Source organism: Microcoleus sp. S1D4, from assembly GCF_036700765.1.
In the GTDB taxonomy this organism is placed as follows: Bacteria; Cyanobacteriota; Cyanobacteriia; order Cyanobacteriales; family Microcoleaceae; genus Microcoleus.
The window spans coordinates 34,010-48,824 of record NZ_JAUBPP010000034.1; the positions used below are offsets into that span (position 1 = coordinate 34,010).

17 protein-coding genes and 3 tRNA genes are annotated in these 14,815 nt (G+C 45.6%); 13 read left to right on the forward strand and 7 right to left on the reverse strand.

Going from position 1 to position 14,815, the window contains the following annotated elements:
- The first annotated feature begins 45 nt into the window (after window positions 1–45).
- The 9 genes from QT998_RS25150 (at window position 46) to QT998_RS25190 (ending at window position 4,243) form a co-directional block, all read left to right on the forward strand.
- Window positions 46–119: transfer RNA gene (locus QT998_RS25150), tRNA-His, on the forward strand.
- Between the two features lie 4 nt (window positions 120–123).
- Window positions 124–206: transfer RNA gene (locus QT998_RS25155), tRNA-Ser, on the forward strand.
- A 148-nt stretch (window positions 207–354) separates the two neighbouring features.
- Window positions 355–924, forward strand: a complete 570-nt coding sequence (locus QT998_RS25160; protein ID WP_333092921.1) for a 3'-5' exonuclease — start codon at window positions 355–357, stop codon at window positions 922–924.
- Between the two features lie 327 nt (window positions 925–1,251).
- On the forward strand, window positions 1,252–1,824 hold the full coding sequence (locus QT998_RS25165) for a dihydrofolate reductase family protein (protein ID WP_333118314.1): 573 nt from the start codon (window positions 1,252–1,254) through the stop codon (window positions 1,822–1,824).
- 183 nt (window positions 1,825–2,007) lie between these two features.
- Window positions 2,008–2,550, forward strand: coding sequence for a Uma2 family endonuclease (locus QT998_RS25170; protein WP_333092923.1), 543 nt, complete (start codon window positions 2,008–2,010; stop codon window positions 2,548–2,550).
- 74 nt (window positions 2,551–2,624) lie between these two features.
- Window positions 2,625–2,698 (forward strand) — tRNA-Lys (locus QT998_RS25175).
- A 170-nt stretch (window positions 2,699–2,868) separates the two neighbouring features.
- Complete coding sequence (locus tag QT998_RS25180; protein ID WP_333092924.1) at window positions 2,869–3,831, forward strand: GNAT family N-acetyltransferase; 963 nt, start codon at window positions 2,869–2,871, stop codon at window positions 3,829–3,831.
- 109 nt (window positions 3,832–3,940) lie between these two features.
- The gene (locus QT998_RS25185) at window positions 3,941–4,075 is read left to right on the forward strand and encodes a hypothetical protein (RefSeq protein WP_333118317.1); all 135 of its coding nucleotides are present in this window, start codon (window positions 3,941–3,943) and stop codon (window positions 4,073–4,075) included.
- Window positions 4,076–4,084: 9 nt separating this feature from the next.
- Window positions 4,085–4,243: a hypothetical protein gene (locus tag QT998_RS25190; RefSeq protein ID WP_333118320.1), complete on the forward strand. Its 159-nt coding sequence runs from the start codon at window positions 4,085–4,087 to the stop codon at window positions 4,241–4,243.
- Window positions 4,244–4,340: 97 nt separating this feature from the next.
- On the opposite strand, the gene QT998_RS25195 is transcribed toward QT998_RS25190, so the two are convergent.
- Window positions 4,341–4,652, reverse strand: coding sequence for a DUF433 domain-containing protein (locus tag QT998_RS25195; protein ID WP_333118322.1), 312 nt, complete (start codon window positions 4,650–4,652; stop codon window positions 4,341–4,343).
- 443 nt (window positions 4,653–5,095) lie between these two features.
- Here QT998_RS25195 and QT998_RS25200 point away from each other — a divergent pair, with 443 nt between their 5' ends.
- Window positions 5,096–5,437, forward strand: a complete 342-nt coding sequence (locus tag QT998_RS25200; protein ID WP_333092927.1) for a hypothetical protein — start codon at window positions 5,096–5,098, stop codon at window positions 5,435–5,437.
- A 186-nt stretch (window positions 5,438–5,623) separates the two neighbouring features.
- Here the strand turns inward: QT998_RS25200 and QT998_RS25205 are convergent, their stop codons facing one another.
- A complete protein-coding gene (locus QT998_RS25205) occupies window positions 5,624–5,983 on the reverse strand; it encodes a DUF4189 domain-containing protein (RefSeq protein ID WP_333092928.1) in 360 nt (119 codons plus the stop codon).
- 297 nt (window positions 5,984–6,280) lie between these two features.
- Here QT998_RS25205 and QT998_RS25210 point away from each other — a divergent pair, with 297 nt between their 5' ends.
- Both QT998_RS25210 and QT998_RS25215 read left to right on the forward strand, forming a co-directional pair.
- Window positions 6,281–6,913: a HesA/MoeB/ThiF family protein gene (locus tag QT998_RS25210; RefSeq protein WP_333118330.1), complete on the forward strand. Its 633-nt coding sequence runs from the start codon at window positions 6,281–6,283 to the stop codon at window positions 6,911–6,913.
- A gap of 292 nt (window positions 6,914–7,205) precedes the next feature.
- On the forward strand, window positions 7,206–7,562 hold the full coding sequence (locus QT998_RS25215; protein WP_333092929.1) for a peptidoglycan-binding domain-containing protein: 357 nt from the start codon (window positions 7,206–7,208) through the stop codon (window positions 7,560–7,562).
- A gap of 693 nt (window positions 7,563–8,255) precedes the next feature.
- Here QT998_RS25215 and QT998_RS25220 read toward each other — a convergent pair.
- Together QT998_RS25220 and QT998_RS25225 are read right to left on the reverse strand one after the other, a co-directional pair.
- On the reverse strand, window positions 8,256–9,602 hold the full coding sequence (locus tag QT998_RS25220; RefSeq protein ID WP_333118323.1) for a PQQ-dependent sugar dehydrogenase: 1,347 nt from the start codon (window positions 9,600–9,602) through the stop codon (window positions 8,256–8,258).
- A 104-nt stretch (window positions 9,603–9,706) separates the two neighbouring features.
- Complete coding sequence (locus tag QT998_RS25225) at window positions 9,707–10,210, reverse strand: autotransporter (RefSeq protein WP_333092931.1); 504 nt, start codon at window positions 10,208–10,210, stop codon at window positions 9,707–9,709.
- 709 nt (window positions 10,211–10,919) lie between these two features.
- Between QT998_RS25225 and QT998_RS25230 the strand changes: the two genes are divergently transcribed.
- On the forward strand, window positions 10,920–11,552 hold the full coding sequence (locus tag QT998_RS25230; protein WP_194012195.1) for a L,D-transpeptidase: 633 nt from the start codon (window positions 10,920–10,922) through the stop codon (window positions 11,550–11,552).
- Window positions 11,553–11,613: 61 nt separating this feature from the next.
- Here QT998_RS25230 and QT998_RS25235 read toward each other — a convergent pair whose 3' ends face one another.
- From QT998_RS25235 to QT998_RS25245, 3 genes are all read right to left on the reverse strand, one after another.
- Window positions 11,614–13,482 (reverse strand): tetratricopeptide repeat protein, encoded by a 1,869-nt coding sequence (locus QT998_RS25235; RefSeq protein ID WP_333118325.1) that lies wholly within the window; start codon window positions 13,480–13,482, stop codon window positions 11,614–11,616.
- 65 nt (window positions 13,483–13,547) lie between these two features.
- Window positions 13,548–14,441 carry a Uma2 family endonuclease gene (locus tag QT998_RS25240; protein WP_333118327.1) on the reverse strand — a complete coding sequence of 298 codons (894 nt, stop codon included), beginning with the start codon at window positions 14,439–14,441 and terminating at the stop codon, window positions 13,548–13,550.
- A gap of 26 nt (window positions 14,442–14,467) precedes the next feature.
- On the reverse strand, window positions 14,468–14,590 hold the full coding sequence (locus QT998_RS25245; protein ID WP_333092935.1) for a hypothetical protein: 123 nt from the start codon (window positions 14,588–14,590) through the stop codon (window positions 14,468–14,470).
- Between the last annotated feature and the right edge of the window lie 225 nt (window positions 14,591–14,815).

Sequence of the window (14,815 nt, forward strand, 5' to 3'; positions counted from 1 at the left end):
GCCCTCGGGAAGGCTTCGCCTACGATGCTCCTTGATTCAACTGCGGTGTCTGAAGCCAAAGCGGTAGCGGCGCTGGTTTGTGGAACCAGTAATAGCGGGTTCAATTCCCGTCAGACACCCCTCGGAAGATGCCGCTAAATGGTTGGCAACCAGTCTTGAAAACTGGGGTACAGTTAACTGTAAGGGTTCGATTCCTTCATCTTCCTTTTAATTAACCACCGGAAGTCGAAAAGCGAGACACCGTGCTGATAACGCGGCGATAGGAGGGGCAGTACCTCCTCGGTGGATGGATTGGTTTATAATAAGTATAGGTGAAATTGTTGTAATTTCACAGGCTCAAAATAAAGGTTAAATATGAATTTAAAAGATTACAATTACTATTTAGTGCTTGACCTTGAAGCAACCTGTTGCGAAAAACAAGGAACTATCAAACAGAGTGAGATGGAGATTATTGAGATTGGAGCCGTTATGCTAGAAGCAGAAACGCTAATTATTATTGATGAACTTCAAAGCTTTATTAAGCCAGTTCGCCATCCTATGCTGACTGAATTCTGCAAATCGTTAACATCTATTTCTCAGGCACAAGTCGAGGAAGCTCCCACTTACCCGGAGGCGATCGCACTTTTGAAAAAATGGCTGTCTGGTTACTCAAACGGCGTGTTTGGTTCTTGGGGTGATTTCGATCGCAAACAATTTCAACAAGACAGCAATTTTCACAAAGTACCTTTTCCTATTGCTTATCCTCATGTCAATCTCAAACAATTGTTTGCAGAAAAGCAAGGTTTGCGAAAACGGTATGGCATGGCGAAAGCTCTGCAAATCGCGGGTTTACCGCTAGAAGGTACTCATCACCGAGGCATAGATGATGCTAGAAATATTGCTAAATTGTTGCCTTATATTCTGGAGCGAAAACAGTTGTCCTGATTTGCTATCCTACTAGAGTGAGAAAAATTATGGGGAGGTCGCCTAAATGGAATGGCACCGTAAAAACTTTGGAAAAGCGGCTCCCAAAAGGACGATCGGGTTGGTTGAGTAGGGTAAAAAGTTGCTTCGCGACGTTCCCTGAAAGCGCAAACTGGCAACAGGTTGCAGATGCACTGAAAGGAATTAACAGTCCGAGATGGGGGCAGTTCCCGTCTGCTTGCGGGCAGTAAGGAAGCGCGTTTCCTGAAAGTTGCTGTCGATCGATGTGGGTTCGAGTCCCGTCCTCTCCATTTGTTGTCTTTCATTTTATCAGAAAAAAGGTTAAATATGAGAAAACTAAAATATTACGTTGCTTCCACCATTGATGGGTTTATTGCTCGCGAAGATGGCTCATTTGATTGTTTTCCTATGCAAGGAGAGCATTTTGCTGATTTGTTTGAGTTTTTTCCTGAAACTTTTCCGGCTCACCTTCAAAAGGCTCTCGGCATTAGTCCAGAGAACAAGCAGTTTGATGCTGTTCTGATGGGACGCAAAACCTATGAGGTAGGGCTAAATGTGGGTCTGACTAATCCTTATCCCAGCTTGAAACAGTATGTTTTTTCGCGCAGTATGGAAGCCAGTCCAGATGAGGATGTTAAACTCGTTTCAGACAATCCAGTTGCCTTCGTTAAAGAATTGAAAAAGGAAGCGGGTAAAGATATCTGGCTGTGCGGCGGTGGCAATTTAGCTGCAACTCTTTTTTCTGAGATTGACGAGATGATTGTGAAGTTGAGCCCGGTAGTGATTGGGGCGGGAATTCCTGTGTTTGGGAGGGCGATCGCTCCGACGAATCTGGAATTGGTCGATCGCAAAATCTACAGTAACGGTTTCATGTTGCTTCACTATCGACTGAAGCATTAGCAATATAGACTTTAGTTGTTGCAATTTCTGGGGGAAAAAAGGACTGAAGTATTTACTAAAAAATGATTTTCTAGGAATTGAAACGCAAAAACAGAAATTTTAAGGGTGGTTGGCAGAGCGGTATTGAATAAGGACGCTCGTGTAAAATAAAGTTGTTCTTTAAGAAAATGCGTCGATTCTGCAATGAAAACGCTAGCTAAATGGTCTGTGGGCGACTATCACCGCATGATTGAAGCAGGGATTCTACGCGATCGCCGTGTGGAGTTGCTAGCCGGTGAAGTTTGCCAGATGAGTCCAGAAACCCCAATTCATTACAACACAACCAAACGAGGTACTAAATACCTCGAAGAACTACTCGCAGGTAAAGCTGATGTCCGCTTCAACGGGCCAATTACGCTATCAGACTCTGAACCAGAACCAGATATTGCGATCGTGCGATTGCCGGAGTCTGCTTACAACGATCGCCATCCCGAACCTCAAGATATCTTTTGGATTGTAGAGGTTGCTCAAACTAGCTTGAAGAAGGATTTAGAGTTGAAAGCCGCCATTTATGCCTCGGCAGAAATTCAAGAATATTGGGTTTTAAATTTATCTGCTAAGCAAATCATCGTGTTTCGCTATCCTCAGAATGGCGAGTACGCTACAGAGCAAAAGATCGAGGCGGGAACGGTTATACCGCTGGCATTTCCCGACATTCGCGTATCCGTTGAGAGACTTTTCGGGTGATTGGGGCGATCGCCACAAATTTTTACGAAAACACTTGATTTTTCAGAATAGTTGTGTTATATTAGCTCCGATGCGGGAGTATAGCTCAGTTGGTTAGAGCAGGTGACTCTTAATCTCAAGGTCGAAGGTTCAAGTCCTTCTACTCCCATCCCAAATCCTTAACCTGAATCGAGCGAAACTCACGAGTGCAATCAACTGCTGTAGGGGTTGGATTACTGTGAGTATTTGCGTTTTGGGATTTTTAATGTCGATCGACCCGATCGCGCGATCGCCCAAGCTATTTTTAAACTGAATAACAACAGGAAATGGTGATTGGCTATGATAGCAAATCTGTCGGCGCGCTGCTATGGAGGCGATCGCGATTTAGATGCGATCGTCGATTTGATCGATATTTGCGAAGCAGTCGATCGGCTGGATCAAGGCACTTCCATCTCGGAATTGCAACAAAAAATCAACCAACCGTGCCGAGATTTAGCCCGCGATATCCGCCTTTGGGAAGATGCCGAAAACAAATTAATCTGTTTCGCCGCGTTGTCGATTTCGGAAACAGGAGAGCCGATCCAAGGTTTGCTGTCGTTTCGCGTCCACCCCGACGCCCGATCCGGGGATGTGGAAGCGGTAGCCGTCGCTTGGGGCGAAACGCGGATGCGCGAAGTTGTAAAAGAGCGGGGCGCGCCTGTGAAGCTGCGATCCTGGGCTAGGGCACAGGATGCCGATCGCATTTCTGTGCTGGAAAGTTGCGGTTTTCGAGTCGATCGGCATTTTTGCCGCATGGCGCGATCGCTCTCGGAATCGATCGCACAACCCCAATTCCCAGAAGGTTTTGTGCTGCGTCTATTCCCCGGCGCGCAGGATTCGGAAGCTTGGGTAGAAATGTACAACCAATCGTTTATCGATCACTGGAACCACCGCGATTTAACAGTCGAAAAATTCAAATACGATTTAGCCCAACCCAATTATAGAAAAGATTTAGACTTGATTGCAGTTGCTGCTGACGGGACTTTTGCAGCTTTTTGTTATTGCGAAATTAGCCCGGAAGAGTGCGATCGCACAGGACGAAATGAAGGCTGGATTACTGTTCTCGGTACAAGGCGAGGTTTCCGCAAAATTGGATTGGGACGGGCTATGTTGCTGGCTGGTTTGCATCGACTAAAAGCTGCCGGTGTCGAGACTGCAATTATCGGCGTAGATGCTGCAAACCCTTCCGGTGCATTGCGACTTTATGAGTCAGCCGGCTTCCACAAAATTCGCGATAGCATTTTTTATGTAAAGGATGTTTGAGCGATTTGAGACTTGCGCGCAGGGTTTGAGAAACCGGGTTTCCAAGCGTCTCGCTGCTAAGATTTCGGGCATTTGCGAAGCTACACTGTTCGTCTGAGCCTTTGACACGATGCCGTACCAAGTCCAAGCAAACGGCAGCGAATTGATTGATTGGGAACGCGAATTGAAGCACATTAACGCAGGCGGCGGCACTAGCTGCGGTTGCGCGGTGGAAGCAATGCGACTTAAGAAGCAGGTTGTCTAGCAGTTCATTATGGTAACAGATGAAGGCGAAAATTCTGCACCTTATTTTGTTGATGCCGATAGGAATTACGGTCGCAGTTGGGGCGTAATTCTGAATGTGGTGTCAGAACAAGTTATGCTAAAGGGAATGCGTCAACATCACCGACATTTGGCAGAAACAGAATGGTAATTTTTTGAGTGCAGTGCGAGCATCCCCGCTGGCGATTATTTGTCGCCAGCGGGGATGCTCGCACTACTGTATAATTCCAATCTAACCATATTTAAGATTACTCCCAAACATCTCCCTCAATATCCTCAAGCGATAACTTTTTCCCGCTTTTCAATTCTTCTCTAGTTTGCTCGACAATTTCTAGTAACTCTGGATTGGCGATGGATGAAATTAACTTTGAATCAGTATCAGCTAAAGCCTCGCGCAACTGAGACGAAGTGAGTGCGGGATATTTTTCTAATACCTGTTGTTCCGTCCATCCCGCTGCAAACAGCCCCAACAAGAATTCTACAGACAATCGAGTTTCTGGCGCTGCTGGTGGACTTGTTGAAGTTTTCCGGTTGGGATGAATGAGCTTTCGCCAGTCCATTTTTTTACTTAAACGATTTGGGAAGATTTCGCCGATTATACTGCAATTTGGGCACAGTATAAATACGGGTATCCCTAACTGATTCTGTAACACTCCCACCGAATATCGGAGGATTTGAGATTTTATATTAAATAATTGAATAATTGGCAATCACTTATGAGTTAAGGGTTTGAAGCTTTGCTAAACTTACATTTTTTGTAAACTGGTGTCATTTCCCGATTTGGCAATTAAATTGTTGTTACGATCGCACTGCAGCACTTTCTTGTAGACTACACTGATAGGGTGTTGACAAGGCGATTCCCTAGGGGATAAGCCCGCTTCACCACCTTTTTTTGTTCGTTGAAATACCAAATTGGGTTAGCGAAGCTTGCAGCTATGGGATCGCGCGTTAACCCCAAGCCACCGTGCAACCGACAGTACAACTACTTTAACTTCTTAAAACTATGGGAAAAAAGTCAAAAACCCAAAAATCCCTGGTCAAAAAATCCAGTTTGCTCTTCCAGCGACTGCAAGAAGCTCTCGATCGAGGCAGTAAAATTTGGATTAAAACAAATAATAGTAGTTTCGGCGGCATTCCGATTAATTTGTTTGGAGAATTTATCGAACTTTTGGTAATTGTTCCCCCAAACGAACAGGGAGAAAATACTGATGCTTACGGACAAGTTACGTGGCTGATTCGACTCTCTGATATTATTGGACTCGCCTATCCTACTGAATACTGGTCAAAAGATAGATTAGAAAGTTTACTGCCACCCGATCCAGTTACTTCCGAAATAGGTGATTAACTGGGTAAGGTGCTTGTGGCGCACCCAAGTGGTTTGTAGTGAGAGCTTTAGTCATCAGATTATCATGAATAAAGTATTCACTACAAGCATTTTTTTTGCATAACTGACTGGATATAATATAGATATTTTTTAAGCTGTTTTGCGATCGGAAATATACATCCCTCCGACCGATTTTTATCAGTTCAATTACTTGTTGCAAGCCGAAAGCTGCACTTTGCAGTTGCCGCCGTCTAGTTCGCTGCAACCAGCCAAAGCTTGAGCTTCTGCTGCTGATTTATCATCGCCCCAACCAGCGCCCGCTCCTCCTTTACCTACTGCGATCGCTCCACAGTTATTCGTATTAGATGTCAGGGGTTCGCAGTCGTTAGCCCCATCACTTTGCTGATTGCACGCGGCGACTGCTGCGTCTAGCGCTTCTTTCTCTGTAGCATGATCCCAACTAATACCCGTAGCGTCAGAAGTCGGAGAATAAGCAGTAGCTCCATGAGTATTTTCAGCTCGAACAACTGGGGCATAGCCCAAGATTGAAACTGTCAAAACTGTCACTCCAACCAACTTGAAAAAGAGATTTTGCAACATATTCGATTCAGAGCTTTACAAGATTTATCTTGACGATTGCTCACTATTATATTAGAATATTTATTGATGTCAAGAATCTTTAGAAAAATTAATACTCGATTAATTTAAAAGTCGTTAGTTGGAGTAGTTGAAGATAGATAATGGGCGGAGCGAAGCGGAGGGATGGGGCATCGGAAATAGTTAGTAGTTAGTAGTTAGTAGTTAGTAGTTAGTAGTTAGTATTTGGTCAAATAACCAATTCCCAATTCCCAATTCCCAATTACTATAAGTATATTTTTTCACGAACAACTTTACAGAAGTGCCGCAGTAATGTCGCTGCTAAAAAACTTTTCGGTAACGGTTTGCGGCGCGGGCGCTTTGGGTGCGAATATTGCCGAGAGTTTAGTGCGATCGGGCTTTTGCCAGTTAAGAGTCATCGATCGCATCGAAAAGCGCAACCTTTCCACTCAACCTTATTATCGATCGGACATCGGCGCATTCAAAGCCAAAATTCTCGCCAACAACCTGTACCGCGCTTTATCCGTCAGCATTGACGCGCACTCCAAAGAATTGACACGCGCAAATGCCGATCGACTGCTTGCCAATAGCGCCGTCGCGATCGATACTTTTGATAACAGCGTCGGGCGGCAAGCAGTCAAAGATTACTGTACCAGAGTCTCCATTCCCTGCTTGCACGTCCGATTAGCAGCCGATTACTCCGAAATAATATGGAACCAACACTATCGGGTTCCTTCAGCGGCGAATGATGACGTTTGCGATTACCCCCTGGCGAGAAACTTGGTAATGCTGACAGTTGCAGTCGCCTGCAAAGTAATTTTTACCTTTGCTGCTACCAAAGAGCAACAAAATTTAACTTGCACGATCGGAGATTTTGCAGTACAGCCACTTATATTGTAGAATGTCCGTTGACTGTTGCCAGAAACCCGGTCAATCAAGATTGGATGCCCCCATCCCAGAAACCCGGTTTCTCACTCTCAAACAATCGTCAGTCGATTTTAGATTTTAGATACTTCGGATTCGCTCAGTACAAGTTTTAGATTTTGGATTGACTTGCAGCGTCGTGAATTACGGGAAGTTGAGCTCTTAGTCTAAAATTTGGGGATCGTCCACGATTTGAGTCGGCGGCACGATACCCGTTGATGGCGGGTGAAAGTTGCAGAAAACGCTTGATAAAATTAACAGGGAAAGTATGGTTGGATCGCAGACTTTTTATTATTTACTAGCACTTCTGGGCTTATTAGTTTTGACTGGCGCCAATGCAGCCAGTTATTCAGCGGGCGGCACTGTTTGTCCCACTAATGATTGCCACGAACCAGAAGTTAGATTCCATAAAAGGATCTTGAAACACGGATCGAGAGGGGCAGATGTCAAAAAACTGCAAAAATTGTTGAACGCGCAGGGTGTGTGCCCAGAGCCGATCGCACTTGATGGCGTGTTCGGCACTACAACCTTAGATGCAGTGAAGAGATTTCAGCGACAAGCCCACCTTCCTGTAGACGGAATTGTGGGAGGCAAAACTTGGGACAGATTGTTTGCTAGTTCCTAACTTTAAGTACCTGACAACAAAAGTTCCTAAATCAGTAGATTTTAGATTTTAGATTTTAGATTTTAGATTTACTTACAGCGCCGTGAATCTGGAAACTCGAACAAAAGTCTAAATTTTTTTGTTCCACCGTCGATCGCCTCGGCGACTTTTATTTTTGGGCGGGGTCATTGTTTCCAATTATTAATCGCAGCGGTTTGTAGTCGTGCAGAGAGCCTATTTTGTGTAACTACAAATCTCTCTTGTCTTCCTCTGTGTTCTCTGCGGCCTCTGTGGTTAAATCATTCCAATGCAACCGGAAACGATATTAAGAGGAATACCCCACTGACTTTAAAACAAAAAGCACAGACTGCAATTGATATAAAAAATAGCGATTTTCGGCTAACATTTAAAATTTCAAATCAAATCGGCTACTAAAATTATCATTTTACGAACTGTCGGATTTAAATCGCGAAACTGCGGAAGCAGATAGGTTATTAATTATTCAAGAAATTTCCGGTAAATCTAAACTTATATCGTTTCCGGTAGCATCGGAATGATTTAACCTTACTAGAACACAGAGTACACAGAGGGAGAGAATATATATCTGAATCATTCCGATGTTACCGGATTTGATATAAGTAAGGTTTGAAGCTGACTAAAAAATCAGATTCCCGACTTCTTGAAAAAGTCGGTATCTAATCGATCGCCCTTTTTTCACCCGCGATACTGAACCCGATAAATCCGGTTGTTCGCTTCCTCAGTAAACAGCAAACTCCCGTCAGGTAAAACCAGCAAACCAACCGGCCGCCCCCAAGTTTTCGGGCCAGAAGGATCGGTGAGAAAACCAGTCAAAAAATCCTCATAATAACCTTGAGGTCGTCCGGTAGCCGCATTAAAAGGTACAAACACAATTTTGTAACCAGTTCCTGCGTTGCGGTTCCAACTGCCGCGAAACGCCACAAACGCCCCGTTAAAAAATCTTTTGGGAAACGTTTTTCCGTCGTAAAACTGAAGTCCCAAAGCTGCCGAGTGCGCCTGAAACAGCACGTCTGGCATCAATGTTTTGGCCGCTAAATCAGGTCGATCGCTCTTGCCGTTTTTAGCGTGGCGCGGGTCGAGCAAATTCGGCTTAAAATAAGCGTAAGGCCAGCCGTAAAACTCGCCTTTACGAATTCTTGTCAAGTAATCCGGCACCAAATCATCTCCCAAACCATCGCGTTCGTTGACTGTGGCGTAGAGTTGATTAGTTTTCGGGTGAAAATCCAATCCCACCGGATTTCGCAAACCGGAAGCAAATGTTTGCTGGTTTGTGCCGTCCAAATTCATCACTTGCACAGAAGCCCTCGGCAGCGGTTCGGAGTTGGCATTAGACTGGGAACCAACTGATACAAACAACTGGCGTTGGTCTGGGGAAGAGATCACATTTCGCGTCCAGTGTTGGTTGTAGCCACCGCCCGGTAAATCGGCAATTTTTTCCCCTGTTCCAGTTAATTGTTCCTGCCCTTTTGTGTAGGGAAACCGGCGGACTTCTGCGGTATTTCCTAGGAAAAAATAGCGATCGGCAAAAGCCATGCCAAAGGGAATATTTAAATTGTTTTGGGCGCTAGCAAAAGTCTTGCGAACCTCAGCAACACCGTCGCCGTTACCATCCCGCAATAGCGTAATCCGATTCTGCCGGGTTTCTGTTACCAAAACATCCCCAGTCGGCGTCAAAGCCAGCCATCGGGGAGCATCTAAATTGTCAGCAAAAACATTGACGACAAAGCCCGGAGGCACTCGCAGCACTGGCGATGGGGGAATCGGTATTATTTGAGCAGGTTTCGAGGCGCTTTCGGTGGCTCCTGGCTGCGGCAAAGAATTTGCCACAATGCCGATCGGCTGCGGGGAAAGCGGTTTGGTCGGTACAATTTGATTTGCCCGACCATTTGTCAGCGGTGCAGGGGAGGGAATTTGCGACAGTGGACTTGGCTGGGGAACAGAAGTGGCTGTGGCATCTGTAGCTCGATCGCACCCAATCAACGGCAGCAGCAGAATTAGCAACAGGAAACGCAGGTAAGACATAGCAGCGGTTTCTCCACAATTGCTCGACAATTCTTTGATTTTAGCTGCTATTAAACAGCGAAGCCACCGCGCGCGGTGACTTAATTCCCTTTAAAAACCTAGTTCTACCAAAGTCCTCTCACAGGAGCCGGACGGGGAGCCGGAATTGGACGGGGAGCCGGCATCGGAGCTGGAGCCGGACGGGTTATTGGACGGGGAGCGGGAGCCGGAAGCATTGGTGGCGGTTCAGGGGCCGGACGCGGTGCTACGGCGGCGGGACGAACAACCGTTGTAGCTACCACCTTGTAGTCGGGGATCACGGCGATATTTTGCACCATATCTCCGGCTAGCAAGACTCTGACTTTCATTCCCGGTACGAGGCCAATAATTTTCAGGACGCATTTTTGAATCCTGAGAGTCCTGTACCGCGAATTTTCTGGGCGAATGGTTACTACGTCGCCGACAATACTTTTGACAAAACCGGTCAGGGTTTGAGTATTTGCTGTTGTGGTGGTCTGCGTTTGGGCTATTTGAGTTGCAGGGTTAGCCATCACCGGATGCACTGAGACAGCCGACATTAGCACCGACAGGGTTGCACCTGTCAATAATTTGATTTTCTGAAGACGCATTGAAACCTCACATTAACTACTATTCTGGGTTGGGTTTGCTTCCGCTGCGCGAAAATCCCAACCTCTACACCTAATCCAGTTTAATCCCCTGAGTAGGAAATTTATAACAATATTACAAAAGATTATCGAATAACTTATTAGCGACTAAATTTTATATCAAAAGTTCCCGATTTACCATAAGTTCAGCACTTGGTATCTCTCTTTGTGCAGGCGTGATATATTGAGTTTGTTCGATCGACCGTTTCCGTTTTTTTAGGCCCACCTAACTGTCGCTCCCGGGCGGGAAAATCGGCAAAAAGACAGATTGCGCTTGCCGGATTCAGCAGTGCCACAGTTTTAATTGTCGATCGCCAGTCTGCCACAGCTAAAAAATCAAAATTAGTCCCAGGTAAAATTAAATCATGGGTTTGCAGGATTTACGCATCATAATTATGTCCGGCAGCTCGATCGCAAAAACAGTTCGTAGTACGGACTTTACTTTGTCCTAAATTGCGGACTAAAGTTCGCATCCCATCTGAGGACTAAATTCCTCACTACAAACCTTTGCTGTTACCGTTAAACAAGTTATAATTGGTGAAATGGAAACAAAAGATTGGGGCGAATTTACAGTCAAAAATTCAGCTCGAAAATTTGCATATCGGGTGCAGTTGGCGGATAATTGGATAGCAGCTTTGTAGCAAGTTCTAGTGAGGAGTTCAGCGAACAAAAAATGGTAAACAGCAAATTTTTATTTAACAAGTTAATTGTGCTGAGTTTGAGTGCGGCGGCGCTGTCTGTAGCCTTACAGCAGCAGGCGACTGCCCAATCTGTTGCAAATCCAAGCAATAGTGCCGCCACTGAGCGATCAAAATCGGAGGTAAAATTGCCGAATCTCGCAGCCCCAGAACTGCCGCCCCTGGGCGAATCTTTGCAGTTTATTCCCCAGGAACCAAAGGCTGTAGAAAATCCCGTTGAGGAAGTCCGTTTAGTGCTGAGATTGCGAGAACGCCGCGTCTATGTTTACCGCAAAAATAAGGTGCAAGCGAGTTTCCCGGTTGCTGTCGGGAAACAGGGCTGGGAAACTCCCACGGGCAGCTTTAAAGTCATGCAAATGATTAAAGATCCTGTTTGGGAACATCCTTGGACGGGAGAACTTGTACCCGCAGGGCCCGACAATCCGCTGGGGAGTAGGTGGATCGGGTTTTGGACTGATGGTAAGAATGTGATCGGTTTTCACGGGACTCCGACTCTAGAGTCGATCGGGCGAGCGGCTTCTCACGGTTGTGTCAGAATGTTCGACAAAGATGCCCAAGCTTTATTTGAGAAAGTCGCAGTTGGTACGTCTGTGATTGTTGAGAAGTAATCGTAGTTTCCGTAGGGGCGGTGCCAAGAGTGCCCGCCCTGATTTTTCAACATTACGAATATCAAATAGATTGCTGGTATTTTTCCAGCAATTCTGGGATGTAATCGTAGCCATCAACGCCGATCGCCGGAACGATCTTCGATCGGCTTTTGGCCAAAGATTCTTTAAAAGCTTCAGGCCCCATTTGTCCCCGCAAAATTGTCAGCAAACCAGCCGATTGCCGCCACTCCACCGCCCCAATTTGCTCCAAAGTATACATCCCCAAACAGCCAGCAAATATCGCTTGTTCTAGTTCATTCAGGCTGTAATAAGCTTGAGCCAAATAAGCCAAATTCAGACCTTGCAAATACAAATCGCCCGAAAATTGGGCAGCTTGCCAACCTTCAATCAAATACTCGATCGCACCTGCGGGATTTTCCAGAGCAATTTTAGCAATTCCGAGGCTGCTAGAGCAAAAAGCTTGACTTTGGCGATCGCCCAATTTTTCTGACAACAACAAACCTTGCTCCAAATAGCCGATCGCACTCTCATAAACCTCCGGTTCCACCTCCTCCAACTGCCGCGCCTGAAACACTTCGCTGTAGCCCAAATTAGCCAGGGCATTTGCCTCACCTTGCCGCTCTCCCGCTTGTCGTGCCATAATTAAAGCCCGCTGGCTGTAATTAATCGCTTCCTGATAATTTTTTTGAGCAACATAGTTGCGGCTGATGTGATTGAGATTAGCAACTTCGCAAGCTTTATCTCCTTCGAGACGGGCAATTTCCAGCGATTGTTTGTGCAGCAAGATCGATCGCTCGTAGGCCCCAGCCGCCTGCATCGAATAACCCAAAAGCGTCAGAATCCGAGCTTTCGCTTGAGTACCTTCAACACGGCGCAGCGGTTCATCTAAATAATCCAAAGTATGGCGCAGAGCTTTACCGTCAAACGAAGCAAAAATTCCCCCGTAAAGGGGAAAGTATTCCCGCACAGAAAAAGCCCGCAAAATTTGCAAAGTTACTTGAAAACAAGCATTAGCCAACTGTTCCCCGCTCTTAGTAGAATTATTAAACCCACTAGCTAGCTGGCTCCAAATTACCGCAAAAGTAATATAAGTAGAAATTGAAGCTTTTGTGGATACTTTGGAATCATAAACTTGCTTGTCAAACCATGTCGCCAAAGCCCGTTGCAAGCACTGCAAAATAATCGCCAATTCCACCAATGTACCAATTTCTACAGTAGATTGCTGGGCTGCAAATTCAACTATAGATTCACCGATTGAAATAGTCTGCAAAAGAGCATGAGGCAAAGGACTATTAACCTTTTTCGCCCAAAAAGCCCAAGGCCCATTTTGTTCGGGACTGCCAGCGAATCCTAGCTGCTGCGGCTGATAAATCCAACCGACGAGTTCCGGTTCCAACCGCTGCCAAGATTCTAAACCTTTGGCAATACCGGCGGTAATTTGCTGCAAATCTCGCTCGGTTTCGGGATTAGTTGTTTGCAGCATTTGTTGGTGCAGGGATTTTGCTAATTGCTGCAATTGAGCGAGAGTCAGCGGATGTTCTTTATTGGGATCTATTACTTGCAATATTGCCAGGAGACGGCCGTTTGATTCGGCACTAAGGATTTGTTGGATGGATGATGCAATTTCGCGATCGACGCGGTTATCTTTCTGCCAGCGTTCCCATTCTCCTTGGATGGTTTTTAGCGCTCTGAGGCTGCGATTTGCCTTTGCTTGTTTGATTTCGTCTTTTTCGTTTCTTAGCAGGTTTTCGGTAGCGTCAAGGCGTTCGCCAAAACAGCGTTCAAAGATTTCGCCGGTGCCGGTGCTAATGTCTTCCACCAGCATTTGATAAACTTGTTCTTTAGAGCGAATTTGACCTTTGAGGGTGATTTCGACAATTTTATCGATCAGTGCTAGGTAGCGATCGCGCAATGAGGTAGATTCTGGCATAATTTATTTTTAGTTAATAAGTTTTTATTGAGACAGCAGGCAGTATTGCAGGCTGCTACTTCATTTTACAGCTCGTCTGGATTAATGCCCATTGCTCGCAGGCGATCGGCCAATTGATTGGCTCGATACTTTTCCGATTCAGCCCGCTGTCTTTCTGATTCAGCTTGCTGTTTTTCAAATTCAGCTCGCTGTCTTTCTGATTCAGCCCGCTGTCTTTCAATTTCAGCTTGCTGCCTTTCAAATTCGGCTCGTTGGCTTTCCAATTCAGCTCGTTGGCTTTCCAATTGAGCTCGCTGTCTTTCAAATTCTTCAGGAGTCGCAATCAAATTCCCATTAATATCGTACCAGCGCAGCCACAACCTTTCATTTTGCAGGAAAGCACCTTGCCACAAACCCAAACTTAACTGTATTTCTGGTATCCAGAATCGAGAACCTGTTAACAATTGTTCGCGGTAACGGTTGCCAATTAAGCGAAATACTCTCAACTGGTTGTTGTATTTGCTAAACACAAAATAATAGGGAATCTGCAAAATTCTCTCGTAAACCTGCCACTTAGTCGGCGGTTTGTTTGGTGCCGATTCTGTCAGCCCCAAATCTTCATCTTCCGTACCGGGTGACAGAAATTCGATCGCAATTAAAGGATTGACAGCTTCGTCCCAAATCACGTAACTTTGGCGCAAGTCTCTGTCTCGGTAAAATCTGGAAACGCCCACAACTAAGTACCAATCGGGTCTTTTGTACCAATTGAGATGGTTGGAGTCGTAGTATAAATTGAGATCGCTGGCAGAAAATACGCGATCGGGCGGATAATTGGGGGGAATGCAGCTATCGCACAAAAGTTGTGCTTGCCACCGGTGATATTCGTCAGGCAAACCGGGTTCCTCCGGGTCTTCACTGGGTAGATCGTACATCGTCGGCAGCACTTTTGTTGGGGAAGATTGCGGATCTGGTACGTGCATGGTTATACAATTATCCCTGCGAGATATTAAGGAGATACAGCCACTGCGGTAATTGTTACATTATAGCGCGATGTGATTTCTTGTGGCAGAAAGTCGGTATCCTTTGCACCGGGAATCTTAGCTAAATAACAATCACGAACTGCAAACATAAAACGTAATTGCTCAACTAGGGGAAAAAAGGGAGCCATCAATCGAGAGAGCTTGTTGAATAGATTGATAAGCAGTTAAACCCTGACGTTTGCCAGTATTCACAACTGAACGGACGGCAGCAAACAAATCCCGACCCCATTCCGAACGGGGTAGTGCTAAATATGTAAGGATAGAGGAGTAGAATGTAGTGCTGATGCTTTCCTATCATGCCAGCCAGCCCCATT